The following is a 25,345-nucleotide window of genomic DNA, read 5'->3' on the forward strand; positions in this document are numbered from 1 at the left end:
GGTCTGCCATGAACCGAGCACGCCACATCAGCTTCAGTCGCCCGCGCGGCGGTATGTCGGTCACCATGATGCTGGTGATGATCGCGCTGCTGGCAATGCTCGGCCTGATCGAGATCGGCTTCCTGTTCTGGGCCAAACGCGATGCACAGAAAGTGGTCGATCTGGCCGCGTTGGCAGGCGCACAACGGCTCGACCTGTGCAACGCCAGCAATGCCGACAACAGTGCGGCACGGCAGAGCGCACTTTCGCAGAACCGCTTCCGCGGCCAGGTGCAGATCCAGTGCGGCAACTGGAATGCCACCCGTGGAACCGCAGACCACTTCAGCCCAAGCGTGGACGCCAGCAATCCACGCAACGCGGTGCGGGTCGTTGCCGAACGCGGCGTGCTGCCATTCTTCGGCCAGAACCGCACGTTGCCCACTCTGCGCGTGCAAGCAGTGGCCAAGCGCTCGGAACCCATCGCGGTGTTCGCGGTGGGGTCGCAGCTGTTACGCACCAATGGCAACTCCCCCTTGATGGCGACCCTTCGCCTGGTCGGCCTGGACGTCACCAACGCGACGGTCTTGTCCTACGACGGCTTGGCGCAGGCCACCATCACCCCGTCGGGGCTGCTGGCTGCACTGGGCATCCCGGTCACCGCCGACCTCAGCGTGGCCGACTTCAACCGGCTGCTGTCGATCAACCGCATCTCGCTGGCACAGCTGGTCGATGCCACCGCCACTGTCGTTGGCCGCGAGACCGCCGTCGGCGTGCAGCTGCAGGCGTTGTCCAACCTGGTCGGCACCCGGTTGGACATCAACCAGCTCAATATTCTTCTGGGCAGCCAGAACGGCGGCGGCGGCCTGTTCGCGCAGGTGATCTCGCCGGACGGCACCATCGGCAGCGCGCTGGAATCGCGGGTCAACGTGCTGGATCTTGTCACCGCCGCGATCTCCATCGCCAACGATGGCAATGGCGTTCAGGTGCAGGGCTTGAACCTGCTGGGCATCGACGTCAAGGCCGGCGTGGTGGAGCCGCCGTCGATCGCCATCGGCGGTGTGGGCGCACGCGCGTACAACGCGCAGGTGCGGCTGATGGTGGACGTCGACAGCGACCGCTTGTTCGCGATCGGTCCGCTGTTGAACCTGCTCGGCACCCGGCTGCATCTGCCACTGCACGTGGATGTGGCCAATGCGATGGGAACATTGACCAGCATCCAGTGTGGGGCGGCGCCGCCCACGGCCACTGTCCAGGTCGATTCCTCGGTGCTGCGCGCCTGCGTCGGCAAGGTCAACGCGGCTGATCGCTTCTCCAAGAGCAACGTCTGTGATGCGACCCTGCAGAACGAGCAGTTGTTGAAGCTGCTGGGTCAGCCCCTGATCAACGACAGGATCACCCTGCCGGCGCTGACCAGCACGCAGAGCCTGACCCTGGCCGCCGGCCAGACCGGCTCGACCCGGATCAACCCGCTGGCCGTCGGCACCGCCGTGTCGGATCTGGTCAACGAACTGCTGCGCGTGCTGTCAGGCATGCTCAGTTCGCCCAAGCAGGGCATGAACGCCAATGACACCGCCAAGGCATTGGCCGACCGTTATCTGCAGGCCGCCTTCCCCAGCGGCGGGCGCTACAACGTGGACCAGGTGATTCCGTTGCTGCGCGATGGCGATCCGTCACGCAACCTCGCACCGCTGGGCAACTGGACAGTCACCAATGGTGTACCCAAGCCCTGCCTGCTTGGCCTGACCACCTGCTGGGAAGATGGATCGGTGTGGACAGGCTATCGCACCACCGTGACCGGCCAGGGCCTGGGCCTGCTCGACGGCCTGCTCGGCTCGCTGGTCGGTGGACTGCTGATCAACCGCTGCGACAGCCTGCTGGGCAACCTGATCGACTACAACGGCTGCGTGCGCACCAACCTGGCGTCCTACATCCAGACCGCCCCGTCAGGATTCCTCGATGGCCAGAACGGCGGCGGCGTAACCACTCCGGGCAACAACGTGACCTGTAGCGGCCTGCTGTGCGCGCTGCTGAATCCGGTGCTGGCCGCGCTCAAGCCGGTGCTCAACAGCGTCGGCACCCTGCTGACCAATACCCTGGCCAGCCTCCTCGGGCTGGAACTGGGCCGCACCGATGTGAGCATGCAGTCGATCCAGTGCAGCTCGGCGCAGCTGGTCTTTTGAGCCGCGCGGGCGCCGGTTGGCGGCGTCCGCGCCCATGCTAGACTCGCGGCGGGGAACCACTTTCAACTCAACCCACACTACATCCGTGGATGGTCTAGACATGCGAGAAACTTCAGGGGGCACCGTCTTCGCCCGGTATCCGCGCGGCGCAGCACTGCTGGCCGTGGCCATGATCGTGGTGGCGCCGCCGGCGCTGGCCGCACGTGGCGATCGCACTGCCACGGTCGAGCCGGCCAAGGCCGCACCGGTGGTACGCAACACCGTCGACGAACTCAAGCAGTTGATGGATGCGCAGCAGCTCACCGAACTGCGTACCACCTACAACGGCAACTACGGCGCCAGCCTGCTGTTCAACGCCAATACCCTGACCTACTACGTGGCCCTGTTCCAGGAGAAGAACTTCTGGCGGGTGATCAAGACCGATGCCGTCGACAACGCAGAGCGTGTCTACCGTACCTTCGCGCAGCAGTCCGAACAGCTGGCGCAGGTCTACATCGACACCACCCGGCTGGAAGCCGGCAAGCGCTACACCGAGCGCCTGGTGGCCTACAACGAAGAACGCCTGCGCACCCTGCAGCAGGAAATGGAACAGCAGCAGGCGCAGTCGGCGCAGGTCAGTGCAGCGCTGCAGCAAGCCCAGCAGCAGGCGGTCAGCCTGAGCACCGACGTGCAGAGCACCAACAGCCAGCTCGATGCGCTGCAGCGCCGGATCCAGATCCTGCAGGCCGAACAGGGCAACCCGGAGCTGAGCCTGCCCAAGCCGGATGCAACAGCGGCGCCGGCCGCCGCCAGCGACGGCCGCTGAGGCTTACCCCGCTGCAGACCAGAACGGCACCTTCGGGTGCCGTTTTTCATTGTGCTCAACGACAGGCCTCGCGTACCGCGTCGTCCAACTGCCTGCGCTGCAGGTAGTCGAGCCTGCGCGGCTTGGCCAGCGTTTTAACCCGCTGCTGGCGCGCCCGATCGCAGGCTTGCGGATCGGCCGTGATCGATATCAGCGCGCCCTGCGCGCGCCCGCGTCGTGGCATCCGCTGGACTGCGCTGCGGGCAGGCTGCACGGCTGCAGGTAGCGGTCCGCGGGCCTTCGACTCGGCACTGGGCACTTCCCAGCGCCACTCCGCCCGCCCCTGGCAGGGCGTCTGCTGGTAGACCGGATGCTCACCATCGGTGCATTTGTAGACGTTGGTCTGCGCCGCCGCGACAGCCGCCAACAGCAGTCCAGGCAACACTCCCCATCTCGGCATCTTCATGACTGGCCCTTGCGCGTCCCATGGCCATGGTTGCCATCGGTACGGGCCTGCCGCCAGAGCGAGTCGCGTCAGCGCAACGAACCCGTCAATCCGCCACAGCCGTGCAATGCACGCCGCCCATCGTGCGCTGTACTGCCGCAGGCGCCGGCGAATCCGCAGGCGTCTTCCCTCCCATCCGCCAAGGAACCTGCAATGAGCAATTTCGTGACCGTCAACGATGGCGCCCGCATCTTCTACAAGGACTGGGGCACCGGCCAGCCTGTCGTATTTGCCCATGGCTGGCCGCTGTCGTCCGATGCCTGGGACCCGCAGATGCTGTTCATGGGCCAGAACGGCTACAGGGTGATCGCCCACGATCGCCGCAGCCATGGCCGCTCCAGTCAGACCTGGGACGGCAACAACATGGACACCTACGCCGACGACCTCGCTGCCGTTCTGGATGCGCTGGACGTGAAGGACGCGATCCTGGTCGGCCATTCCACCGGCGGCGGCGAAGTGGCCCACTACATCGGCCGCCATGGCAGCACGCGCGTGGCCAAGGTGGTGCTGGTCGGTGCGGTGCCGCCGTTGATGCTGAAGACCGCCAGCAATCCGGCCGGGACTCCGCTGGAGGTCTTCGACGGCATCCGCAAGGGCACCGGCGGCGACCGCTCGCAGTTCTTCAAGGACCTGGCCACGCCGTTCTTCGGCGCCAATCGTGATGGCAACAGCGTCACCGAGGGCATGCGTGATTCGTTCTGGCTGCTGGGCATGCTGGGCGGCGTGAAGGGCCAGTACGACTGCATCCACGAATTCTCGGAAGTGGACTACACCGAAGATCTGAAGAAGATCGACGTGCCGGCCCTGGTGGTACACGGCGATGACGACCAGATCGTGCCGTTCGACGCCTCGGCCAAGCTGTCCTCGCAGATCATCAAGGACGCCGAACTGAAGGTGTATGCCGGTGCGCCGCACGGCCTCACCCTTACCCATGCGGATCAGTTCAACGCCGACCTGCTGGCGTTCGCACGCAAGTGACGTAGCGCGGCGGCGCTCCGGCGCCGCCGCTCCCGCGGTACCGCCGGCCACTGGCCGGCAACCCCATCAACCTCGATCGAAACCGCGTTCAGCCGGCCAACGGCCAGCTCTACCACGACAACCTCAGATGTCGCTGTGGTGATGTGGCGCCGCCGCCGGCAATGGATCATGGCCGCCGACGAAATGACGCACCACCGGGGCACGCTCACCGCGGTGCAGCGCGCGCAGCACCTCCTGGATCGCCTTGTCGTCGGCAGTGATGCGCTCGTGCTGGCGCAGGTGCTCCAACCACGACGCCGCCACGAAATATTCCAGATGGATGCCCGGGGTCGCCACGTCCTCGACCACGCCCCAGACAACAGCGCCATCGCGCCGACGGATCGTTCCCAGCGTGCGCATCTGCGCCTGGAACGCCGCACGATCGGCGGCATCGATGCGATATTCGATGGTCACCAGCACCGGCCCGCGATCATTCGACACCGGCACCGACAGCTCCGGCGCTGGCCAGTGGCCGGCCGGGCTCAGATTCAGATCTTCGGCACCGGCTATGCGCACGCGCCATACCAGCAGGCCGCCGATGACCGCGCCTGCTGCGGCCACCAGCAATGCCAGTTCCGGCGATGTGCGCTGCGCCAGCGCGCCCCAGCTCAGGCCACCTGCCGCCATGCCGGCCGAGAACACCATGATGTACAGGGCAAGCGCCCGTGCTCTCACCCAGGACGGCACCGCCGTTTGTGCGGCGATCTGCAACGAAGACAGCACGGTGATCCAGGCAAAGCCATTGACCAGCATCACCAGCGGCAACACGTACCAACTGCGGGTCAGCGCCAGGCCGGCGAGGCTTGCGGCCAGCGACAAGGTGGCCAGCAGCACCAGCAGGTCGCGGTCAAGCCTTGCCCGCAGCTTCGGCAGCAGCAGTGCACCGCCCACCGCGCCGATGCCGATGCAACCCAGCAGCACGCCGTACTGCCCTGCCCCACCATGCATCTGTCCGCGCACCACCACCGGCAGCATCGCGTTCATCGCTGCGGCAAAGAAGAAGAAGCCGGCCGATTTGATCAGTACCGCCTGCAGGCGTCCGGCACGGCTGGCATAGCGAAGACCGGCCTTCAGGCCAGCACCGAACCCTTCCGGAGGCAGGCTGGACGCCTTCGGGTCACGCTTCCAGCCCCACACCACGAACAGCATCGCAGCGAAGGTGATGGCATTGAAGCCGAACGCCCACACCGGGCCGAGCTGGGCGACGATCACACCACCGATGGCTGGACCGATCGAACGGGCGATGTTGATGCCGATGGAATTGAGTGCCACCGCCGAAGCCAGCATCGGCTGCGGCACCAGCTCGGAGACGATGGCCGCCTGTGCAGGCATCGCCATCGCCGCGCCGCAGCCCATGCAGAAGGTCAGCAGCACCAGCAACTGCGGCGTCAGCAGATCCATGGCGGTCAGCATGGCGGTCGCTGCCGCCACCAGCAGCATCCAGCCCTGGGTGAACAGCAGGTATTTCCGGCGGTCCACAATGTCGGCCAGGGTGCCGGCCGCCAGCGCCAGCAGCACGATCGGCACGGTGGTGGCCGACTGCACCAGGGCCACCATCAGCGCCGAGCCGGTGCGTTCGGCCATCACCCAGGCCGCCGCAACGTCGTTGACCCAGGTGCCGATGTTACTGGCCAGGATCGCCAGCCAGATCGAACGGAACATGCGGATCTTCAGCGGCGACCAGGCGCCGTCGGCCTGCGGGGAGTGTTGTGACGCGGATGCGTTCACCATTGCCATGCTCCAACGATTGAGGCGAACAGCGTGTCCTGGCCACCGGCCTGCTTCAGTGCAGGACCGGCATCGACCCAGGCCAGCTGCAGCTGCCATTGCCAACGGTCATTGACCTGCCAGCGGGTTTCGGATTTGTACTGGGTACCGATGCGGCGCGCGCCACCGGCACTGCCGGGCAGCACTGCCAATGGTGCCGGCGTGGTGTAGACCGCATCGGCGCGCCGCTGCTTCCAGGCCAGCTGTACACCCAGCTCGGTGGTCACCGCATCATGCAGGCGCAGCGCGAGTGTCGGTTGCAGATCCATCAGGTTGGCCGGTGCCAACAGGCTGGCTTCGCTGAAATAGGCGGACTTGGGAAACAGCGCGTTGAACGTGCCGAGCCGACCATCACCTGGATCTGCATCGCCGCTGGCGATATCGGCCTTCAGGCCCAGGCGCGGTTGCAGCGGCAGCCCGGCCCAGCGCCAGCCGGTATCGGTGGCGAGGGTCCATGCGCGGATGTCCAGATCGCCGGTCACGGCCCGCAGCTCACCGCCCTGCACCACCAGTTCAGTATTCCAGTCCAGCGCGCCGGACTGGCCGAACCAGCGTGCGCCCAGGGTCTGCCGCCGCTCGGCACCGCTGCCTGCGGCGAAGCGCGCGCCCTCGCGCCGATAGTCCAGCAGATAGAGATCCCACTGGCTACCGCCAACGCCCTTTGCCGTGGTCGCATACGCGCCGATCAAGTGTGCACCTCGCTCACCGCGGTCATCGAACGCACCCGGGCGGTTCTCGACCGGACGCAGCGCCATCAGGTCCAGCGCGCCCAGCCGGCCCTGCCACCCCACCCGTGCGCCATCAAAGGCCAAGCGGATGTTGGGCCCGTCGCGCACCGACAGCAGGCGCGAGCTGCCATAGCCCGCTTCCTGCCGGCCCAGCTGCACGTGCATGCCACCAGCGGCCCAGCGCCAGTACGCCTGCTGCACGTCCACCGCACCGCGATCGGTACGACCTGGACCGCCGGCCTTGCCGCGCTCGGCATGTGCGCCCAGCTGCAGCTTCGCCTGCCAGTCATCGCGGGCGAAGGTGGCCGACGCCAGCGCACGCAGCAGGCCGTAGCCATCCTCGCCGCCACCAACGCCGAACCGGGTCGGGTCGTAGTACATGCCACGCAGGCGCAGCGATGCATCCAACTGCAACCGGCCATCGCCAACCGCGGTGCAGGCGCCACCGTCGCAGGCCAGAGCCAACGACGGCAATGCCAGTGATGCCAGGGTCAGAACGCGAAGCACGAACATCCCATCGCGCCCCAGAACGCGGTCAGGTCATCGGTTGGCGCGGCATGGCGGGCCGCATGTCCATGCGCACCATGGGTGCTGCAGGCTGCGCCGTGATGGTGATGATGGGCCGCCGCCAGGCCAGTGGCACCGCCGCCGACGTGGTAGCCGCCGAAGCGGTTCACCGGCGACCAGTCCGGCATCGCCGGAGGCAGCTGCGGCGCCAACCCGGCGTAATCGCCGTCGGCATGCACGATGCGGCCACCCACCACGGTCAGCAGGCTGGTGATGTCGGCGATCTGCTGCTCATCGACGCGGAAGAAGTCCGCCGACAACAGGATGAAGTCGGCCAGCTGGCCTGCCTTCAGCGTGCCCTTCACCGCTTCGTCGCCGGAGAACCAGGCACTGCCCTGCGTCCACAGGCGCAGAGCCTGCTCGCGTTCCAGCAGATTTTCATCGCCATACAGGGCCAGGCCACCGACCGTGCGCCCGGTCACCAGCCACGACAGCGCCACCCAAGGGTTGTAGCTGGCCACGCGGGTGGCGTCGGTACCGGCGCCGACCGGCACGCCCTCAGCCAGCATCCGCTTCACCGGTGGCGTGTGCCGCGCCGCCTGCACGCCATAGCGCTGCACGAATGCCTCGCCCTGGTAGGCCATGCGGTGCTGCACGGCGATGCCGCCGTTCAGTGCGCGGATACGCTCGATGTTGCGCGGGGTGATGGTCTCGGCGTGGTCGATGAACCAGTGCAGGCCATCGAACGGCACCTCGCGGTTGACCTGTTCGTAGACGTCGAGGATGCGGCTGATGCTTTCGTCGTAGGTCGCGTGAATGCGGAACGGCCAGCGCTTTTCCACCAGCAGCTTCACCACGTCGTGCAGTTCCGGTTCCAGCTCCGGCGGCAGCTCCGGGCGCGGCTCGTTGAACAGTTCGAAATCGGCTGCCGAGAACACCAGCATCTCGCCGGCACCGTTGTGGCGCAGCAGGTCATCGCCCTGGCGCGGCTGCAGCATCTCGCTCCAGCCGCGGAAGTCGCTGACCTCGCTGCCCTTGTTCTGGGTGAACAGGTTGTAGGCGATGCGCACGGTCAGCTGATCATCGCGATGCAGTTGCTCGATGACCTGGTAGTCCTCGGGATAGTTCTGGAAGCCACCGCCCGCGTCGATCACCGAGGTGATGCCCAGGCGATTCAACTCGCGCATGAAATGGCGGGTGGAATTGGCCTGGTATTCGATCGGCAGCTTCGGCCCCTTGGCCAGGGTCGCATACAGGATCAGTGCGTTCGGCTTGGCCAGCAACAGGCCAGTGGGATTACCCAGAGAATCGCGCACGATCTGCCCGCCGGGCGGGTCCGGCGTCTCCTTGGTGTAGCCGCAGGCACGCAGCGCCGCGCGGTTGAGCAGCGCGCGGTCGTACAGGTGCAGCAGGAACACCGGCGTATCCGGGGCGATGTCGTTCAGCTCCTGCAGGGTCGGCAGGCGCTTCTCGGTGAACTGGGTCGCGGTGAATCCACCGACCACGCGCACCCACTGCGGCGCGGGCGTGCGGTCAACCTGCGCCTTCAGCATCGCCATCGCATCGGCCAGCGATCGCAGGCCGTCCCAGCGCAGTTCCAGGTTGTAGTTCAAGCCGCCGCGGATCAGGTGCGTATGGCTGTCATTGAGACCCGGCACCAGGCGCCGTCCCTGTGCATCGATGAGGGTGGCTTCGCTGCCCCAGTCGCGCATGATCTGTTCATCGCTGCCGACGGCGACGATACGACCTTCCTGCACGGCCAATGCCTGCGCATGCGGTTGCTGCGGATCGAGGGTGGTGATGCGTGCGTTGCGGATGACCAGCGTGCTCATGCGACGTTCCTTGGAAGGGGGTGCGACGGCCGCGGCGGTGCCGCCAGCCAGGCCCAGCGCCAGCGCGGCACCGGTGGCCAGCATCACGTTGCGGCGGCCAGGATCGAGAGGGTCGTTGCTCATGCGATGTCTCCAGAAAGAACCAGCCCATCCACCGCCCACGCACCAGGCCCGGCCAGCGCGATGGCCAGCAATGCCAGCGTCCACAACAACGGATACTCGGCACCGCCGCGCATCCAGAACCAGCCTTTGGGCAGTGCCAGCAGTGCGGTGAAGGCGATGAACGCGGCAGCCACGAGCGCGGCGATCCGGGCCTGCCAGCCCAGCATCACCGCCGTGCCGGACGCCACCTGCAGCAGCGCCAGCAACAGGGGCAACGGGGCAGCCGCAGGCAGACCGAAGCCACGCAGTTCGCCGGCAAAGCCCGCCAGGCCAGGACCGTTGAACCAGCCGAATAGTTTTCCCAGCGCGTGCGGCAGCAGGAATCCTCCCGCCGCCACCCGCAGGATCAGCAAGGCCAGGTCGAGGCCATGGCCATCGCGCACGCTCAGTGCCCGCCTTCCTGCGCGCCGAACATGGTCTTGGCGTACTGGATGCCGACGCCATAGCCGCCGGCATGGTCGCGGGCGATGCCGGTGGTCAGGTCGTAGGTTTCACCGCGCGCCCAGTCGCGCTGCAGTTCCAGCAGGTACTGCACGCTGGTGATCGGCACTGCACCGGCCTGCACCATGCGGGTGATCGCGCGTTCGTGCGCCTCTTCGCTCACATCGCCGCAGGCATCGGTAATCACATAGACCTCAAACCCCTGCTCCAGCGCCGACAGCGTCGGGCCGACGATGCAGACGCTGGTCCACAACCCGGCCAGCACCAGCCGACGCTTGCCGATGCGGTTCACCTCATCGATCACCGGCTGGTCTTCCCAGGTGTTCATCGAGGTGCGATCGAACACGGCCTGGCCCGGGAAGATCGCCGGCAGCTCCGGGAACATCGGGCCGGAGAACGACTTCTCGGCCACCGTGGTCAGCAGCACCGGCACGTTGAAGCCCTTTGCGCCTTTGCTGATCAACGACACATTGTTGCGCAGTGCGGAGATGTCGATGGTGTGGGTGGCGAACGCCATCTGCGACTGGTAGTCGATCAGGATCAGGGCGTGGTCGGTGGGTGACAGCAGTGCTTTGGCGGGGGTGGCGGTGGCGAGGCTCATGGGCGGACTCCAGTGGCGGAAACAACAAGGGGAAGGGCGAGCGCCGCATCGCCGGCCAGATACTGGCCGGGGCTGCAGCCGGTCTCGGCGCGGAAGCTGCGGACGAAATGGCTTTGGTCGAAAAAACCCAGATGCTGGGCCAGGCAGGTCATCGATTGCCGGTGGGTCGCCAGCAGCTGCCGCGCACGTTCAATGCGCCGTCGACGTACGTACCGCAGGGGGCTGGCACCGGTGCCACTGCGGAACAGGCGCACCAGATGGAAACGGCTCACGCAGGCGACCTCGGCCAGTTCGGTGACCCGCAGCGGCTGCGACAGGTGCTCATCGATGTAGCGCAGCGCACGCTGCAGGGCGGCCGACTGCTGGGGCGCCAGCATGGGCGTGGGCTGGGCAGGCGAAAGGACGGTAACCATGCTCGGGCGCGCAGCGGGGGTAGCCCATGGTGCGACGCCGCCCGTCGGCGCCCTACCCCCAACGGTCGAGGTCAACACTCACCCGATCGGGGGAGGCGGCCGTCGCAAGCGTCGCCGGCCGAACAGCCGCGCGTCCAGCGAATAGGCGCCCGGCCCCAGCAGCAACAAGGCCAACGGCAGCAGCGACCATGGCAACGCAGCGCCCTGCCAATAGAGCCCCGGCACCGCCAGCGCGGCTGCCAGCGGCGTCAACAGGCCGGGCAACAGCAAGCCCGTTGCCGCCAGGCACAGCCACCACGACCCACCTGCAGCAGTGGTTGGCAGCAACAGCGCGCTGGCCACGCACACTCTCAGCCACAACAATCCCAGGCCCGGGCCGCGATCGGGAAACATCACATACAAGCGCTGCATCGCCGGCCTCCATCTTCCATGTCGGCGTGATAGCCGACACCGCTGCATCGCGCCTACCCCATTCGGGTCACCTGCGCCTGCCCCGCACCTGCCAGAATGAGCGCCATGCGTGGCCACATCTTCCCTTCTCCGCGTCGCCTGCCGGCGCTGCTGTCGTGCCTGCTGTTGTGGATCGCCCTGCCTGTGCTCGCCGCGCAGCATCCGGTGATCAGCGACGGCATGCCCGGCTACCAGCACACCGCGTGGCGGGTGGGCCAAGGGGCGCCCGGTGATATCTGGGACATCGCCCAGGATCGTGAGGGCATGCTGTGGCTGGCGACCGGCTCGGGCCTGTACCGCTTCGACGGTCGTCGTTTCGAACGCCAGGCGGCACCTGCGGGCGCCCGCTTCCCCTCCACCAACATGGTCACGCTCGGCCTCGACGGCGAGGGCGACGGCCTGTGGATCGGCTATTTCCAGGCCGGCATCAGCCAGTTCTCACCACAGCGGCTGCGCAGTTTCGGGCGAGCGCAGGGCGTGCCGGTGGGCGTGGTGCCGCGCTTCGCGCATGACCGCAATGGACGCCTGTGGGCGGCAGTCAACGGTGGCCTGCGCTGGTTCGACGGGCAACGCTGGCAGGCTCCGTCTGCCGATGAAGGCGTGCCACAACGTCGCGTGCAATGGCTGCTGCAGGACAGCCACGGCACCTTCTGGGTGCTGGCCGACCTGCACATCTGGAAGCGCCCGGCGGGAAAGACCGCATTTGAAGATACCGGCATCGCCGTCTCGCAGATGGCGACGCTGGTGGAAAGCCCGCAGGGCGAGATCTGGCTGGCCGACCGCATCCGCGGTACCTCACCACTGGCCAACGCGCAGGGGCTGCTGCCCGCCAGCGAGCGTGAAGCACGGCGCATGCCGGACCTGGTCGCCTCGCGGCTGCAGTTCACTGCCGATGGCGCACTGTGGGCCACGATGAGCCCGCACGGTGGCGTCGCCCGCGTCACCTTCGAAGGTCAGCGTGCCGTGCGCATCGAGCGCTTCGACACGCCACAGGGCCTCACCGCAACCTCGGCGGTGCCGGTCATCGCTGACCGCGAAGGCAACCTGTGGGTCGGCACCAACCTCGGCCTCAACCGCTTCCGCGCCCGCAGCGTGCAGACGCTGGCCATCGGCCCCAGCGATCCTTACCGCTCGCTGGTCCGCGGCAGCGACGGCCGCGTGTACGGCTACGGCGAAGACCTCAAGCTGTTCGACCTGCAGCGCCCGCTGCTGGCCGGAAGCGCGGCGCAATTGCAGGCCGCCGCCCAGCGGGCGCCCACCCCCGTCTGGCAGTTCGACTGGATCAACCTCGCGCGCACTGTCGGCGGCCACACCACGCGCGTTCCCCTGCCCGCACCGTTCACCGGCCAGCCCCTGCATGCCCTGCTGTTTGCCGACGATGACCAGGCCTGGGTCTGCGCCGGTGAGCAGGCGGTGCTGCAGTACGCGGATAACCGCTGGCGACGCGAGACACGGCTGCCCGAACAGGCCTGCTCGTCGCTGGCGCGTGCCAGCGACGGCGCGCTGCTGCTTGGCTACTCCGACGGCACGCTGCGCCGCCTGGATAACGGATCGATCACCACGTTCGGCGCGGCACAGGGGCTGTCGGTCGGCCCGATAACCGCGCTGCTGCAGCACGACGATCTACTGCTGGTTGCCGGTGAAGCGGGCCTGGCCGCGCGTCTCGGCAACGGCCGATTCCTGCCCGTGCGCACCAACACCACCGGCATCCTCGAAGGCATTACCGGCATGGTCGCCGATGCGCAGGGGAGGCTCTGGCTCAACGGCAGCCGCGGCCTGGTGCGGCTTGAAGTCGCGACCCTGCGCAGCGCGCTGCGCGACGGCCAGCCGGTTGCCCCGCGCCTGTTCGATGCCGTCGATGGCATGCCCGGCATTGCCTTGCAGAGCGGCCCCATCCCGACCGCCGCGCTGGCCGCCGACGGCCTGCTATGGCTGGCCACCAATCAGGGCCTGGCGTGGCTGGACACGTTGCAGCGGCACATCAACACCATGGCGCCCGGAGTGCGGATCGGCGACGTGCTGTATGGCACCACCCAGACGCCGTTGCAGGAGGGGTTGCGCCTGCCGGCCGGAACCTCCCAGCTGCAGATCGACTATGTCGCGCTGTCGCTGGCGCGGCCCGAGCGCAACCGCTACCGCTACCGCCTGTCCGGCGTGGACGACGGCTGGCAGGACGCCGGTGGCAGCACGCGCGCGTACTACACCAATCTGGCCCCAGGTCATTACCGTTTCGAGGTGGAGGCCGCCAATGAGGATGGCATCTGGAGCCGTGCGCCAGCCATCCGCAACTTCCGGATCGCGCCCACGTTCCTGCAGAGCGTCTGGTTCAAGCTGTTGTGCGTGGTGCTGGTATTGGCCGTGCTGATGTTGGCCATCCGCATCCGCAGCGGCCAGCTTGCGATGCTGTTCCGCGCCCGCCTGCAGGAGCGCAACGGCGAGCGCGAGCGCATCGCACGCGACCTGCACGACACCCTGCTGCAGGGCAGCCAGGGGCTCATCCTGCGGCTGCACGCCATCAGCCAGTCCGCGCAGACGCCTGAACCGGTGCGCACCCAGCTGGAGGCGGCGATGCAGTTGGCCGAGCAGAATCTTGCCGAAGGCCGGGAACGGGTCAACGCACTGCGTGACGGACCGTTTGCCGGTCGCGACCTCGCCTCGGCGCTGGCCGATGTGCACGCCGAGTACGCGGGCCAGGGCACCAACCCGCTGCGCCTGACCGTGGAAGGCAGCCCACCGCCCCTGCAGACCGATGCCGCCGAAGAAGTGTTCCTGATCGGGCGCGAGGCCATCCGCAACGCGCTGCGGCATGCACAGGCCAATGCCATCGAAGTGGAACTGTCCTACGGCACCCGCTGCTTCCTGCTGCACGTACGCGATGACGGTGTCGGCATTGCCGGCGAGGATGCCGGCCGCGGTCATTGGGGCATGCAGGGCATGCGCGAGCGCGCACAGCGGCTGGGTGCGGAACTGCAGTTGTGGACCCGACCGGGACTGGGTACTGAGGTCGCGCTGTCCGTGCCCGCCCGTCGCCTGTATCACCGCCGTCCATCGCGCTGGCGCTGGCCCTGGAGCAGACCCACCCATGACTGAATCCCCTCCTCCCATCGGCGTGCTGGTGGTTGATGACCATCCCCTGCTGCGCGATGGCCTGGCGGCACTGCTGAGCACGCACGCGGACCTGCGCCTGCTTGGCGAAGCCGCCGATGGCGAAGAGGCGCTTGCCCGCTACCAGCAGCTGCAACCGGATGTGGTACTGATGGACCTGCAGATGCCACGCATGGACGGCGTGGAAGCAATCGTGCGGATTCGCGCGCTTGATCCACGTGCACGCATCATCGTGCTGACGACCTATCGTGGCGATGTGCGTGCGGTGCGTGCATTGCAGGCTGGGGCCAGCGCCTATCTGTTGAAGGACACGCTGCGCCACGAACTGGTGGACACCATCCGCACAGTGGCCAGCGGCCGCCGCGCACCGATACCGGCAGAAGTGGCGGCCAGCATCGCCGCACATGTCGTGGAAGACCGGTTGTCGCCGCGCGAAACCGAAGTACTGCGCCACGTGGCCAGTGGTCTGTCGAACAAGCGCATCGGCGAACGGATGCAGATTTCCGAGCAGACGGTGAAGGCGCACATGAAAAGCCTGATGGACAAGCTGGGCGTCGGCGACCGCACCCACGCGGTAACCCAGGCGCTGCGCCGCGGAATCATCAGCCTGGATGACACCGGTCAGGATTGAAGGGGGCTCGGCCGGGCTGCGCCCGGCACCCGCCGAAGCAACGTCAACGTCAACGTCAAAAGCGGGCTACCCGTGGGATGGCGAGGTGGGTCCGGTTGCGGGGGACGCCGTAAATACGTCCCTGTAGGCTTGGCCGCGGCATCCATGCCGCGGACACCCCCGCAACCGGACCCACCCCGCCTTCGACAGATCTCCGCGATCTGCCCGGATGACATGACCTGCTCTTGGTAGGTGTCGACCTTGGTCGACGCGTAGATCCACGCCATGCGTGGATGCTCTTGGATCAAATATCGAAATATTCGATTTCGATGGAGATTATCCACGCAGGGAGTGGATCCCACAGACGCCGGGAAACTGTCGAAGGTGGGGCGGTGTCGGATTGCGGGGTGTCAGCCGCATGGATGCGGCTGCCAAGCCTCCATGGACGGATTTACGGCGTCCCCGCACTCCGACACCGCCCCGCCCTCCCACGGAATCCAGCTTCTGCCGTTGCCGTTGATTCGGCGGGTGCAGGGCGCAGCCCTGCCGAACACCCCCTCAACGCAGGCGGATCAGCAGGCTGCCACCAGCACAGATCGTCGCCAACCACGCCACGCCCTGCCAACCCCACTGCGCCAACGCCAGGCTGCCCAATGCGCCGCCGCCGGCCATGCCAATGAACATGCCGGTGAACAGCAGCGCATTGAGGCGACTGCGTGCCGGCGGCACCAGACCGTAGACCAGAGTCTGGTGCGCGACCAGCGCCGACTGGAAACCAAAATCGAACAGCAACGCGCTTACCACCAGCAACGGCAGCAGCGCGGCGGCCGGCAGCCATGACTCGGCCAGCAACAGGGCAAAGCCTGCCAACGCGACAGCAATCCCCAACCGCGCTACCGCAGGGCTGCCCAAGCGATCGGCGAAGCGGCCGGCAACGGGCGCAGCCAATGCACCCGCAGCACCGGCAATACCGAACGCACCGGCAGCAGCGCTGCCCAGGCCCAGCCGTGCATGCAGCATCAGCGCAAGCGTCGACCAGAACGCACTGAAGCCCACCGCCAGCAGCGACTGGCTGGCCACGGCGCGGCGCAACTGCGGTTGCTCGCGCCAGAGCGCCAGCAACGAGCCCAACAGCGCGGGGTAGCGCAACGTGCTGGTCGCGGCGAAGTGCGGCAGTGCCCGTGCCATCACCGCGCCCATCGCCAGCACCGAGAGTGCAGCCAGGCCGAACTGCACGCGCCAGCCCCAGGCTTCGGCAACCACGCCGCTGACCACGCGAGACAGCAGGATGCCCAGCAGCAGGCCGGTCATCACCCGGCCCACCACCTGGCCACGCTGCGCATCCGGTGCCAGCACCGCGGCGGCCGGCACGATGTCCTGCGCCAGCGTGGCCATCAGCCCCACCAGCAGGCTGGCAACAAGCAGCCCCGGCAATTGGCCGGCCAAGGCCGCCGCCCCCAGGGCCAACGCCAGCAGCAGCGACTTCAGCAGGATCAGGTTGCGCCGGTCGAAGCGGTCGCCCAGCGGGGCCAGCAGCAGGATGCCCAGTGCATAGCCCAGCTGGGTCAGGGTCGGTACCAGGCCCACGGCGCGCTCGCCGGCACCCAGGTCCTGGGCGATCAACCCCAGCATCGGTTGACTGTAGTAGAGCGAGGCCACCGAGAAGCCCGCGCCGGCAGCCATGGCCAACACCAATGATGGGGCGGGCGCAGCGCTGGGCGTAGTGGTGATGGTCGAGAGCGAGGGAGTGGACATGGGGGCATCCGGGAGAGAAGTGGAGCGTAGCGTGCCCATATTCGCAACGCGTCTGTAGTAGGCTCACTTACATACTTGTCATACGCGATGCGCATGAACGACCTTGCCTTGGGTGGTGACCGCCTGGAACTGCTGCGCACTTTCCTGCGTATCGTGGACAGCGGCAGCCTTTCTGCTGCGGCCCTGCAACTGGGCACTACCCAGCCCACCATCAGCCGTCGGCTGCAGGCCCTGGAGCGGCAACTGGGCCTGCGCCTGCTGCAACGGTCCACCCACGGCCTGCTGCTGACCGAGGACGGCCAGCGCTGCCAACGCCATGCGCAGCGGGTGGTGGACGAATGGGAAGCGCTGCAGGCCGAGCTGCACGGCCAGGCCCAGATGCTCGGCGGTCGCCTGCGGGTGATGGTGCCGCATGCATTCGGCCAGGCGCAGCTGCTGCCGACCATGCTCGATTTCCTGGCCCAGCATCCACAGTTGAGCCTGGAGTGGATCCTCGAGGACCGCCGCCCGGACTTCATCGCCGAAGGCATCGACTGCGCGGTGAGGGTCGGCACGGTCGACGAACCGCGCATCGTCGCCCTGCCGCTGGCCGAAGTACCGCGCATCGTGGTGGCCGCACCATCGCTGGCCGACGCGGGTTCGATCACCACGCCCGAGCAGGCGCAGGCATTGCCGTGGATCTCGCTGGTCACCTACTACCGCGAACGTCTGCTGCTGCACGACGCGCAAGGCCGCGCACACACGCTGTCCATCACCCCACGCCTGCTCAGTGACAACCTGTTCGTGGTGCAGCAGGCCGCACGTGCTGGATTGGGTGCGGCGGTGGTTTCGGCCTGGCTGGTGGCCGACGACCTGGCCGAAGGACGGCTGGTGCAGCTGCTGCCGGACTGGCAGGCACCGCCGCTGCCGGTGCACCTGGTGTTCCCTGCGGCGCGACAGCAACCCCTGCGCCTGCGCGCCTTCATCGACGCGATGAAAGCCGCGCTGCCGCAGTTGCATGGCATGCGGCCGGCAGCAAAGTGACAGCCGGGCGGCGCAGGAAGCTGCCGCCTAGTTCAGCCTTGCCTTGATCAGCGGTCGCAGCAGGTAGTTCAGCACACTGCGCTTGCCGGTCAGGATATCCACGTCGGCCACCATACCGGGGATGATCGGCAGGACCTCGCCATGCCGCCGCAACTGGCTGCCGTCGGTGCGGATGAGCACCTGGTAGAAGGACTCCTTTCCTCGTGGCGTGTCCTCCTCGATCGTATCGGCGCTGATCTGCTCCACGGTGCCACTGAGCTCGCCATAGATGGTGTAGTCGTACGCCGTGATCTTGACCTTCGCCTGCATGCCCGGGACCAGGAAGGCCACATCGCGCGGCTTGATCCGCGCCTCCACCAACAGCCGCTCCTCCACCGGAATCACCTCCATGATGGGCTCTCCCGGCGGGATGACACCCCCGCGGGTGTTGATCAGCACCGTGTTTACCCGCCCACGCACCGGGGACAGGATCTCGGTGCGCCGCAACTGGTCCTGACGCTGGTGCACGATGGGCTCCAGCGACGAAAGCTCTGCTTTCAGCTTGGACCGTTCGGTATAGGCGTCCTGAAAATAGGTATTGCGCAGCTCGCTGAGCTTTCCGGTGAGCGTAGCGATCTCCTGAGCGAGCTTGAGTTCCTCCATCTGGCTGACCGCGTTGCGCGCCACCAGCGGACGGACGATGCGCAACTGGTCACGGGCGATGGCCAGCTGCTGGCCGATGGCGGCCGAACTCTGTTGCAGTGTGGCGCGACGCGACTGGTAGAGCTCCTGCTCCGATCTTGCAAGCGCGCTGTCACCGGGGATGTCAGCCGGAAATTCGATGGTCCCCTTGCCCAGGACCTCGGCCTCGAGGCGGGCGATGGCCGCGCGCAGCACCTGCGACTGGTTGGCCGACTCTTCGTAGTTGGTGCGGAAGTGGGTTTCTTCCAGCCGCACCAGCGGTTGCCCCACCACCACCAGGTCGCCTTCCTTCACCAGCAACCGGTCGAGGATCCCGCCCTCCAGACTCTGGATCTTCTGCATGCGGCTGAACGGCACAACCCGGCCTTCGCCTCGAGTGACCTGGTCCAACTGGGCCAGTGCAGCCCACAGCACGGCAATCGCCACTGTTGCCAGCAACACCCACAGTAGTGGGCGATACACCGGATGCGTTGCCGCCAGCAACGGGTCGGCAAGGTCACGGCGCAACCGTTGCACGTTCTTCCTGCGGTCAGCCATTGTGTCCTCCAGCGACGGCGGCGATCGGCTGCACCTGATTGCCCTGAACGACCTGATCCAACGGCCCGTCCATGATGATCCTGCCGTCACGCATCACCACTGCCCGTTCCACCAGAGCCAGCATGCTGCGCTTGTGCGTGGTCAGCACCAGCGTGCGCTGACCAAGCCAGCGCTGCAGGAACTGCACGACATGGGTTTCGCTGTGCTGATCGAACGCGGCGGTGGGTTCGTCCAGCAACACGATGGGAGGGTCCTGCAGGATCACCCGGGCCAGCCCGATCGCCTGGCGCTGGCCACCGGAGAGACTGCCGTTGCCCAGCACCATCTGATCCAGGCCCAGTGGATTGCCGCGCACGAAGGGGCCGATACCGACTGCGTCCAGCGCCTCAAGCAGTTCTTCATCGCGCCAGGCAGCACCTTCCAGATTGAGGTTCTCGCGCAGCGTGCCGTGGAACAGCGCCACATCCTGCGGTAGATAGCCGATGTTGCGTGCACGGTCGCCCGGATCGATCTGCGACAGTGCCACGTCATCGAGCAGTATCCGCCCCTGCTGCGGCGTGACCAATCCCGACAACAAGCGCAACAGGCTGGACTTGCCGGCGCCGTTTCCGCCGAGCAGCGCCACACGCTGCCCCGGCGCGATGGAGAGCCCGTGAACGTCGACCCCCCATGCGCCCTCGCCGAACGCAAGCCGCACTTCGTGCAACTGGTACGCCCCCTGCAACCTTGGCTTGTGCACGAAGCGCGCGCCCTGTGGCCGTTCCTGTTCAGCCCCCATCAACTGGTCCAGCCCCTCCATGGCCACCTTGGTGTGCTGCCAGCGACCGAGCACCGCCGCGACCTGCGACAGCGGCGCGACGGCGCGCGAAGCCAGGATCGAGCAGGCCACCAGTGCACCGACCGTCATCGCACCGTCGTGGATGCGGTACACGCCGAAGGCGACCACGCCCACATAGCACAGCTGCTGGACCACCGCAGCGCCATGACTGATGCTGGTCGTCAGCGTGCTGGACTTCAGCGCCGTACCCGCCAACTGCGCGGTAAGGGATTCCCAGTGCTTCAGGCTGCGGCCCTCCGCACGCGTGGCCTTGACCGTCTCCAGGTGCTCGAAGGCCTCCAGCAGTACGCTGTTCTTCATCGCACCCTCGCGAAGGTTCTGCCGTGAAAGCTCGCCCAACCGCCGCTGCGCCAGCAAACCCGGCAACACCATCAGCACGCAGGCCACAATCGGTACCCAGACCACATGGCCGCCGATCAGGGCGATCAGCAGCAAGAACACAAAGACGAATGGCAGGTCGCTCAGCAAGGCCGCCGTGGACGAGGTGAAGAAGTCACGCACGCCCTCGAACTCACGCACCTGGGTACTGAACGCGCCCATCGAAGCGGGCTTTGCTGCTACCCGGGTGCCCAGAACGCGGGCGAACAGCAGTGTGCCCAACTGCAGGTCCATGCGCTTGCCCAGTACTTGCAGCAACTGTCCGCGCAGTACCCGCAGCACGCCTTCAATCACCACGGCCACGGCAACACCACTGGCCAGCACCCACAGCGTGTCGAATGCTGCCACGGGTACCACGCGGTCATAGACCTGCATGGCGAAAATGGCCGTGGCGATGGCCAGCAGGTTAGCGACGAACGCGGCAGCACCCACCTCCGTATAGGAGCGCCACAACTGCCGCAACGGTCCATAGAACCAGTGCTGATCATCACCGGCGGCGAAACTGCCGACCCGTCCGTCAGAGCGGAAGCGCGGCTTGGCAAACACGGCCGTACCGCTGTAGAGCGACTGCAGGGCCGGCAATGCCATCGCCTGCGCCCCGCCATCGGCCTGTGGCACCTCCACCCGTACCTGGCCGTCTTCCAAGGCAGTCAGCAGAACGGTGTTGCCATTGTTCAACAGCAGCAGTGCCGGCAGCAGGTAGTCATCAATATCAGCCAGATCGAAAGCCTCGACGCGGGCGTTCAGATCAGCGCGGCGCAGCGCACGCGGCACCCGCTGCAACGGCAGGCGCCCCTGTTCCAGGGCGATGCCATCGACCAGTTCGGCGGCACCGAGCGGTCGTCCGAGCCGCGCGCACAGCAGCAACAGGCCATCCTGCAATGGGTCGCGTGGCAGGTTGCTGCTGCCGCCGGCCACTTCAATGCGCGGCGTCTGCATCGGTTCTCCCTCCTAGCAGTTCTCCCAACTGTCCTACCTGGGCCGCCGCGCGGTAATCGATGCGGATACGCTCCATGCGCAGCGTAGCCAGCTGCCGTTCGGCCTCCATGCGCTCACGCTGTACGCTGAGCAGATCGATGATGTCGCGACGCCCGACCTGGAACTGATCGTGGTAAAGGGTTCCAACCCGGCTGGACTCATCCACCTGCTGCTGCAATGCCTGTTCACGCAGCACCAGCGCATCGCCGTTGTCGAACAGCGTGCGCATCTTGCGGCGCAGGTCGCGACGGGTGGCATCGGCCGACCAGCGCGCAGCTTCCAGGCGCTGCCGTGCCGCCGCCGGGCGCTGGAAATTGCTGAGTCCTCTCACCACGTCCATCCGCAGCCGCAGCGAGACCACCGAGTCGTTTTCCATCTGGCCACCGATCTCCCGGCGCAGCGCCGACGCCTCGACATTCAACTGCGGCTTCAGCGCGGCGCGCGATTCCGCCAGTTCCGCCTCGGCTGCGACCGCGTCCTCGCTGGACTCGCGCAGCAGTGGTGCCGCATCGATCGCCGCTTCCAGTTCCTGTTGCCAAGGGCGAGCGTCCGCCGACAGCACCGGCACCTGCAGCTGCCCCGGGGGCTGCCCCAGCAGCAACGCAAGCTGGTTGTCGGCATCGCGCAGTGCGCCTTCTTCCAGCGCGAGCTGGTCTTGGCCACGTGCGAATTCCAGCTGGGCCCTGTCCAGCTCGGTGCGATCGGCATAGCCGCTGCCGCTGCGATCACGGGCCATGCCACGCACGCCCTCGATGCGCTGCAGGAAGTCGCGCACCGCCGCCACCCGCTCACGCGCGACCAGCACATCCAGATACGTTTCGATGATGTCCAGTGCCGCATCGTCGCGGGCAACCTCCAGCGCGGCCAGATAGCGCCGCTCGGTCGCCGATGCTGCAGCCACCTGGCTACGGGTGCGTCCCCAGTCGAACAGCATCTGCGACAACGTCACGTCATATACCATTTCAGACATGTGCCCCGCCTGCGGCCCGCCCGACACCTGCAGGGCAGGAAAGTAGCCGCCACGCGCGATCTTCACGTCGGTCCCGGCCCGCTCGGCTTCGCTCAGCGCCGCGCGCACCCTGGGATGAATCGCCAGCCCCGCCTGTACCGCCTGCTCTACGCTCATTGCACAGGTTCCTGCGGGAACTCCCGCCAGCAGGAGGAGCGCGAACGCTCCTCCCACCCACCGCCTCCCACACCGGCGTTGCTGCATCAGGCCACCACCTGCACCGTGTTGTCTTCAACCAGCAGCGTGGTGCTGCCAAAGGTGTACACGTCGTAGGTGATGCCGTTGATGAGCTGCGTGGTACCCGTGTCCACCGCGCCAACCACGTTCAGGGTGTCATTGCTCTCGCCGGTGATCTGCAGCGTGTTGTTGCCATCGGTGATGGCGTCCACCTCCGCAGCCGTCAGGGTCAGCACGCTGCCCGAGTCGCCCGTGCCCAGATCGACGCGCTCGATGTTGCTGAGCGTACCGACGCCGACCGCGTTGTAGTCCAGGTCGATGCCGTTGGCCAGCAGCAGCGTATCGAACCCGTCGCCGCCGTCGATGCTGACGAAGTTGGTCGCCGTGATCTGGACCGTGTCATTGCCCGTGCCTGCCACCACATGGTCACCGGTACCCACGTTGAACACCAGGTCACTGCCGTCGCCGCCGTTGATGTGCTCCGAACTGCCGTCGGCACCGGACAATACATCGTCACCGGAGGTGCCATTGACGTCGATTTCGCCGATGTTCAACGACAGCCCGTTCGGGCTGAGGGTAATGCCATAGGCGGCGCTGTCGTTGCCATTGGTGTCGGTAGACACCACGTTGAACGAGATCTGCGAGCCGAGGTTGAGGATGTCGGTGATGTTCAACCCAAGCTGGGTCAGCACGCTGGGGCTGAGCAGGTTCAACGAGAAGTTCCCGCTCGCGTCGGCCTGGATCGGCAGCAGCTCCACATTCAACGCCGGCGTGATCACGCGGATCACCACACTGGAGTTGGGCTCGGTGGTACCACTGAATCCGAATCGCGGATTGAGCGGGTTGAGGCTGACGTCGACACCGAAGTTGCCGATGGTGACCGGTTGCTCGATGCTGGTACCCACGCCGATGCTGGCGACATTGCTGGGGTTGCCGGCCGGATCGCGACCGACCACGCCGACCTGGGCGTTCAGCAACTGGTCCCAACCGAAGTCGATGTCCAGGTCGGTCAGCAGATTGAGCGATGCCAGCCCGCTGTTGTCGGCGGTAACTGTGGCGGTTGCGGTCACCCCGCCCACATTCACGGTGACGGTAAGCTCGGTACCGGGCTCCGCGGAGATGGTCAGCAGATTGCCCACCAGCGACAGCACAGGTGTGGCCGGCGGTACGGTGTCGATGTTGAATGCCACCGGCGCGGAAGCGGCACCGCCGTTGATATCGGCCGTGATCGTCGAGGCTCCTTCCGGGAACGGCCCTTGGCCGCCGGGCGGGGTCAAGGTCAGGGTCACCGTTCCCGCCGCGATATCACCTGCTGTCAGGGTATGACTGACCTCGGCCTCGTAACCGTTCTGTCCGGCGAACTTCACCGTCACGACCTGCCCGACCTGCATCGTCGGGCGGACCGTGACATCCACCTGGATACCGTCACCGATTTCAGCGGCGTTGATCCAGGTGTCGACCGACTCCGGCACGCTGATGGCCGGCGGTGCGAGGTCCGGCGCATTGATCGTTGCCGGGCCACTGCTGTTGCCGGCCGCATCCACCGCGACACCGACGATCAGTTCGCCAGTGACCAGCGCTGGTGTGAACGGCAGGCTGAAGTTGCCGCTGCCGTCGACGTTCACGGTGATCGCATTGGCGGTGTCGCCATTCACAACGATGCGGACCTGGCTGTTGGGCTCGGCGGTACCGGTCAGCAGTGTCCCGTCGGCGCTGATGCTCAACAGCGGTGCCGAGGGCGCCACCGTGTCCACGGTGGTGCTGGCCGGGCCGCTGGTGTTGCCGGCCGCATCCTGGGCCACCGCATTGATCACCGTGCCATCGGCCAGCGGCGTGCCCGGCGTGAAGCTCCAGTTGCCACTGCCATCGGCGACCGCCTGGCCGATCGGGTTGCCGCCGCCGTCGGTGAGCAGCACCGTCGCTCCGGCTTCAGCCGTGCCGCTGATGACCACGCCATTGCTGGGATTGATGATCGGTGCCGAGGGCGCGAGCGCATCAACGGTGACGCTGGCCGGGCCGCTGGTGTTGCCGGCCGCGTCCTGGGCCACGGCATTGATCACCGTGCCATCGGCCAGCGGCGTGCCCGGCGTGAAGCTCCAGTTGCCGCTGCCGTCGGCGGTGACCTGCCCGATCGGGTTGCCGCCGCCGTCGGTGAGAATCACGGTTGCACCCGCTTCGGCGGTGCCACTGATCTCTGCCCCGTTGCTCGGGTCGATGACCGGCGCAGCTGGCGCCAGTGCATCCACCGTAGTGCTGACCACGCCGCTGGTGTTACCGGCCGCGTCCTGGGCCACAGCGTTGACCACCGTGCCGTTGGCCAATGGCGTACCTGGCGTGAAGCTCCAGTTGCCGCTGCCGTCGGCGGTGACCTGCCCGATCGGGTTGCCGCCGCCGTCAGTGAGAATCACGGTTGCACCCGCTTCGGCGGTGCCACTGATCTCTGTCCCGTTGCTCGGGTCGATTACCGGCGCGGCCGGCGCAACCGAATCCACCGTAGTGCTGGCCGGGCCGCTGGTGTTGCCGGCCGCGTCCTGGGCCACCGCATTGATCACCGTGCCATCGGCCAGCGGCGTGCCCGGCGTGAAGCTCCAGTTGCCACTGCCATCGGCGACCGCCTGGCCGATCGGGTTGCCGCCGCCGTCGGTGAGCAGCACCGTCGCTCCGGCTTCAGCCGTGCCGCTGATGACCACGCCATTGCTGGGATTGATGATCGGTGCCGAGGGCGCGAGCGCATCAACGGTGACGCTGGCCGGGCCGCTGGTGTTGCCGGCCGCGTCCTGGGCCACGGCATTGATCACCGTGCCATCGGCCAGCGGCGTGCCCGGCGTGAAGCTCCAGTTGCCGCTGCCGTCGGCGGTGACCTGCCCGATCGGGTTGCCGCCGCCGTC

Annotated in this window: 19 protein-coding genes; 6 read left to right on the forward strand and 13 right to left on the reverse strand. The window is 67.0% G+C overall.

The genetic code is table 11. The annotated features are described in order from the left end of the window. The first annotated feature begins 8 nt into the window (after positions 1–8). On the forward strand, positions 9–2,159 hold the full coding sequence (locus WKB25_RS19965) for a TadG family pilus assembly protein (RefSeq protein WP_340572599.1): 2,151 nt from the start codon (positions 9–11) through the stop codon (positions 2,157–2,159). A gap of 100 nt (positions 2,160–2,259) precedes the next feature. Beyond that, a complete protein-coding gene (locus WKB25_RS19970; protein WP_340572600.1) occupies positions 2,260–2,964 on the forward strand; it encodes a DUF2968 domain-containing protein in 705 nt (234 codons plus the stop codon). A gap of 55 nt (positions 2,965–3,019) precedes the next feature. Here the strand turns inward: WKB25_RS19970 and WKB25_RS19975 are convergent, their stop codons facing one another. Next, on the reverse strand, positions 3,020–3,409 hold the full coding sequence (locus tag WKB25_RS19975) for a hypothetical protein (RefSeq protein ID WP_340572601.1): 390 nt from the start codon (positions 3,407–3,409) through the stop codon (positions 3,020–3,022). Positions 3,410–3,601: 192 nt separating this feature from the next. Here WKB25_RS19975 and WKB25_RS19980 point away from each other — a divergent pair, with 192 nt between their 5' ends. Beyond that, the gene (locus WKB25_RS19980; protein WP_340572602.1) at positions 3,602–4,426 is read left to right on the forward strand and encodes an alpha/beta hydrolase; all 825 of its coding nucleotides are present in this window, start codon (positions 3,602–3,604) and stop codon (positions 4,424–4,426) included. 123 nt (positions 4,427–4,549) lie between these two features. Here the strand turns inward: WKB25_RS19980 and WKB25_RS19985 are convergent, their stop codons facing one another. From WKB25_RS19985 to WKB25_RS20015, 7 genes are all read right to left on the reverse strand, one after another. After that, a complete protein-coding gene (locus tag WKB25_RS19985; RefSeq protein WP_340572603.1) occupies positions 4,550–6,196 on the reverse strand; it encodes an MFS transporter in 1,647 nt (548 codons plus the stop codon). Beyond that, entirely contained in the window at positions 6,190–7,473 is a 1,284-nt protein-coding gene (locus WKB25_RS19990) for an alginate export family protein (protein ID WP_340572604.1), read from the reverse strand. Before WKB25_RS19990 ends, WKB25_RS19985 begins: the two co-directional genes overlap by 7 nt. Next, entirely contained in the window at positions 7,452–9,299 is a 1,848-nt protein-coding gene (locus tag WKB25_RS19995; protein ID WP_340572616.1) for an amidohydrolase, read from the reverse strand. The genes WKB25_RS19990 and WKB25_RS19995 overlap by 22 nt, the downstream gene beginning before the upstream one ends. Positions 9,300–9,418: 119 nt before the next feature. After that, positions 9,419–9,844: a DoxX family membrane protein gene (locus WKB25_RS20000; protein WP_165377403.1), complete on the reverse strand. Its 426-nt coding sequence runs from the start codon at positions 9,842–9,844 to the stop codon at positions 9,419–9,421. A gap of 2 nt (positions 9,845–9,846) precedes the next feature. After that, entirely contained in the window at positions 9,847–10,503 is a 657-nt protein-coding gene (locus WKB25_RS20005; protein WP_340572605.1) for a hydrolase, read from the reverse strand. Further along, the gene (locus tag WKB25_RS20010; RefSeq protein ID WP_340572606.1) at positions 10,500–10,880 is read right to left on the reverse strand and encodes an AraC family transcriptional regulator; all 381 of its coding nucleotides are present in this window, start codon (positions 10,878–10,880) and stop codon (positions 10,500–10,502) included. Before WKB25_RS20010 ends, WKB25_RS20005 begins: the two co-directional genes overlap by 4 nt. 114 nt (positions 10,881–10,994) lie before the next feature. Next, entirely contained in the window at positions 10,995–11,327 is a 333-nt protein-coding gene (locus tag WKB25_RS20015) for a hypothetical protein (RefSeq protein ID WP_340572607.1), read from the reverse strand. Between the two features lie 96 nt (positions 11,328–11,423). Here WKB25_RS20015 and WKB25_RS20020 point away from each other — a divergent pair, with 96 nt between their 5' ends. Beyond that, on the forward strand, positions 11,424–14,456 hold the full coding sequence (locus WKB25_RS20020) for a triple tyrosine motif-containing protein (RefSeq protein WP_340572608.1): 3,033 nt from the start codon (positions 11,424–11,426) through the stop codon (positions 14,454–14,456). Continuing rightward, a complete protein-coding gene (locus WKB25_RS20025) occupies positions 14,449–15,102 on the forward strand; it encodes a response regulator transcription factor (protein WP_340572609.1) in 654 nt (217 codons plus the stop codon). Before WKB25_RS20020 ends, WKB25_RS20025 begins: the two co-directional genes overlap by 8 nt. Before the next feature lie 537 nt (positions 15,103–15,639). Here WKB25_RS20025 and WKB25_RS20030 read toward each other — a convergent pair. Then, positions 15,640–16,836: an MFS transporter gene (locus tag WKB25_RS20030; protein WP_340572610.1), complete on the reverse strand. Its 1,197-nt coding sequence runs from the start codon at positions 16,834–16,836 to the stop codon at positions 15,640–15,642. A 93-nt stretch (positions 16,837–16,929) separates the two neighbouring features. Between WKB25_RS20030 and WKB25_RS20035 the strand changes: the two genes are divergently transcribed. Further along, positions 16,930–17,859 carry a LysR family transcriptional regulator gene (locus WKB25_RS20035; protein WP_340572611.1) on the forward strand — a complete coding sequence of 310 codons (930 nt, stop codon included), beginning with the start codon at positions 16,930–16,932 and terminating at the stop codon, positions 17,857–17,859. A gap of 27 nt (positions 17,860–17,886) precedes the next feature. On the opposite strand, the gene WKB25_RS20040 is transcribed toward WKB25_RS20035, so the two are convergent. The 4 genes from WKB25_RS20040 to WKB25_RS20055 form a co-directional block, all read right to left on the reverse strand. Further along, positions 17,887–19,056, reverse strand: coding sequence for an HlyD family efflux transporter periplasmic adaptor subunit (locus WKB25_RS20040; RefSeq protein WP_340572612.1), 1,170 nt, complete (start codon positions 19,054–19,056; stop codon positions 17,887–17,889). Positions 19,057–19,069: 13 nt separating this feature from the next. Then, positions 19,070–21,232 carry a type I secretion system permease/ATPase gene (locus WKB25_RS20045; RefSeq protein ID WP_340572613.1) on the reverse strand — a complete coding sequence of 721 codons (2,163 nt, stop codon included), beginning with the start codon at positions 21,230–21,232 and terminating at the stop codon, positions 19,070–19,072. After that, complete coding sequence (locus WKB25_RS20050) at positions 21,213–22,397, reverse strand: TolC family protein (protein WP_340572614.1); 1,185 nt, start codon at positions 22,395–22,397, stop codon at positions 21,213–21,215. The genes WKB25_RS20045 and WKB25_RS20050 overlap by 20 nt, the downstream gene beginning before the upstream one ends. An 86-nt stretch (positions 22,398–22,483) precedes the next feature. Next, a partial coding sequence (locus tag WKB25_RS20055; protein ID WP_340572615.1) for an Ig-like domain-containing protein occupies positions 22,484–25,345 on the reverse strand: 2,862 nt, incomplete at its 5' end.

The organism is Stenotrophomonas sp. G106K1 (genome assembly GCF_037969685.1).
GTDB lineage: Bacteria > Pseudomonadota > Gammaproteobacteria > Xanthomonadales > Xanthomonadaceae > Stenotrophomonas > Stenotrophomonas lactitubi.

Bases quoted from the DNA above. Each gene is read 5' to 3' on its own strand.
- WKB25_RS20015 (WP_340572607.1), bottom strand. From the start codon at position 11,327: ATGCAGCGCTTGTATGTGATGTTTCCCGATCGCGGCCCGGGCCTGGGA.
- WKB25_RS19990 (WP_340572604.1), bottom strand. From the start codon at position 7,473: ATGTTCGTGCTTCGCGTTCTGACCCTGGCATCACTGGCATTGCCGTCG.
- WKB25_RS19965 (WP_340572599.1), top strand. From the start codon at position 9: ATGAACCGAGCACGCCACATCAGCTTCAGTCGCCCGCGCGGCGGTATG.
- WKB25_RS20005 (WP_340572605.1), bottom strand. From the start codon at position 10,503: ATGAGCCTCGCCACCGCCACCCCCGCCAAAGCACTGCTGTCACCCACC.
- WKB25_RS20025 (WP_340572609.1), top strand. From the start codon at position 14,449: ATGACTGAATCCCCTCCTCCCATCGGCGTGCTGGTGGTTGATGACCAT.
- WKB25_RS20020 (WP_340572608.1), top strand. From the start codon at position 11,424: ATGAGCGCCATGCGTGGCCACATCTTCCCTTCTCCGCGTCGCCTGCCG.
- WKB25_RS19980 (WP_340572602.1), top strand. From the start codon at position 3,602: ATGAGCAATTTCGTGACCGTCAACGATGGCGCCCGCATCTTCTACAAG.
- WKB25_RS20010 (WP_340572606.1), bottom strand. From the start codon at position 10,880: ATGCTGGCGCCCCAGCAGTCGGCCGCCCTGCAGCGTGCGCTGCGCTAC.
- WKB25_RS19995 (WP_340572616.1), bottom strand. From the start codon at position 9,299: ATGAGCACGCTGGTCATCCGCAACGCACGCATCACCACCCTCGATCCG.
- WKB25_RS20050 (WP_340572614.1), bottom strand. From the start codon at position 22,397: ATGAGCGTAGAGCAGGCGGTACAGGCGGGGCTGGCGATTCATCCCAGG.
- WKB25_RS20035 (WP_340572611.1), top strand. From the start codon at position 16,930: ATGAACGACCTTGCCTTGGGTGGTGACCGCCTGGAACTGCTGCGCACT.
- WKB25_RS19970 (WP_340572600.1), top strand. From the start codon at position 2,260: ATGCGAGAAACTTCAGGGGGCACCGTCTTCGCCCGGTATCCGCGCGGC.
- WKB25_RS19985 (WP_340572603.1), bottom strand. From the start codon at position 6,196: ATGGTGAACGCATCCGCGTCACAACACTCCCCGCAGGCCGACGGCGCC.
- WKB25_RS19975 (WP_340572601.1), bottom strand. From the start codon at position 3,409: ATGAAGATGCCGAGATGGGGAGTGTTGCCTGGACTGCTGTTGGCGGCT.
- WKB25_RS20045 (WP_340572613.1), bottom strand. From the start codon at position 21,232: ATGCAGACGCCGCGCATTGAAGTGGCCGGCGGCAGCAGCAACCTGCCA.
- WKB25_RS20030 (WP_340572610.1), bottom strand. From the start codon at position 16,836: ATGTCCACTCCCTCGCTCTCGACCATCACCACTACGCCCAGCGCTGCG.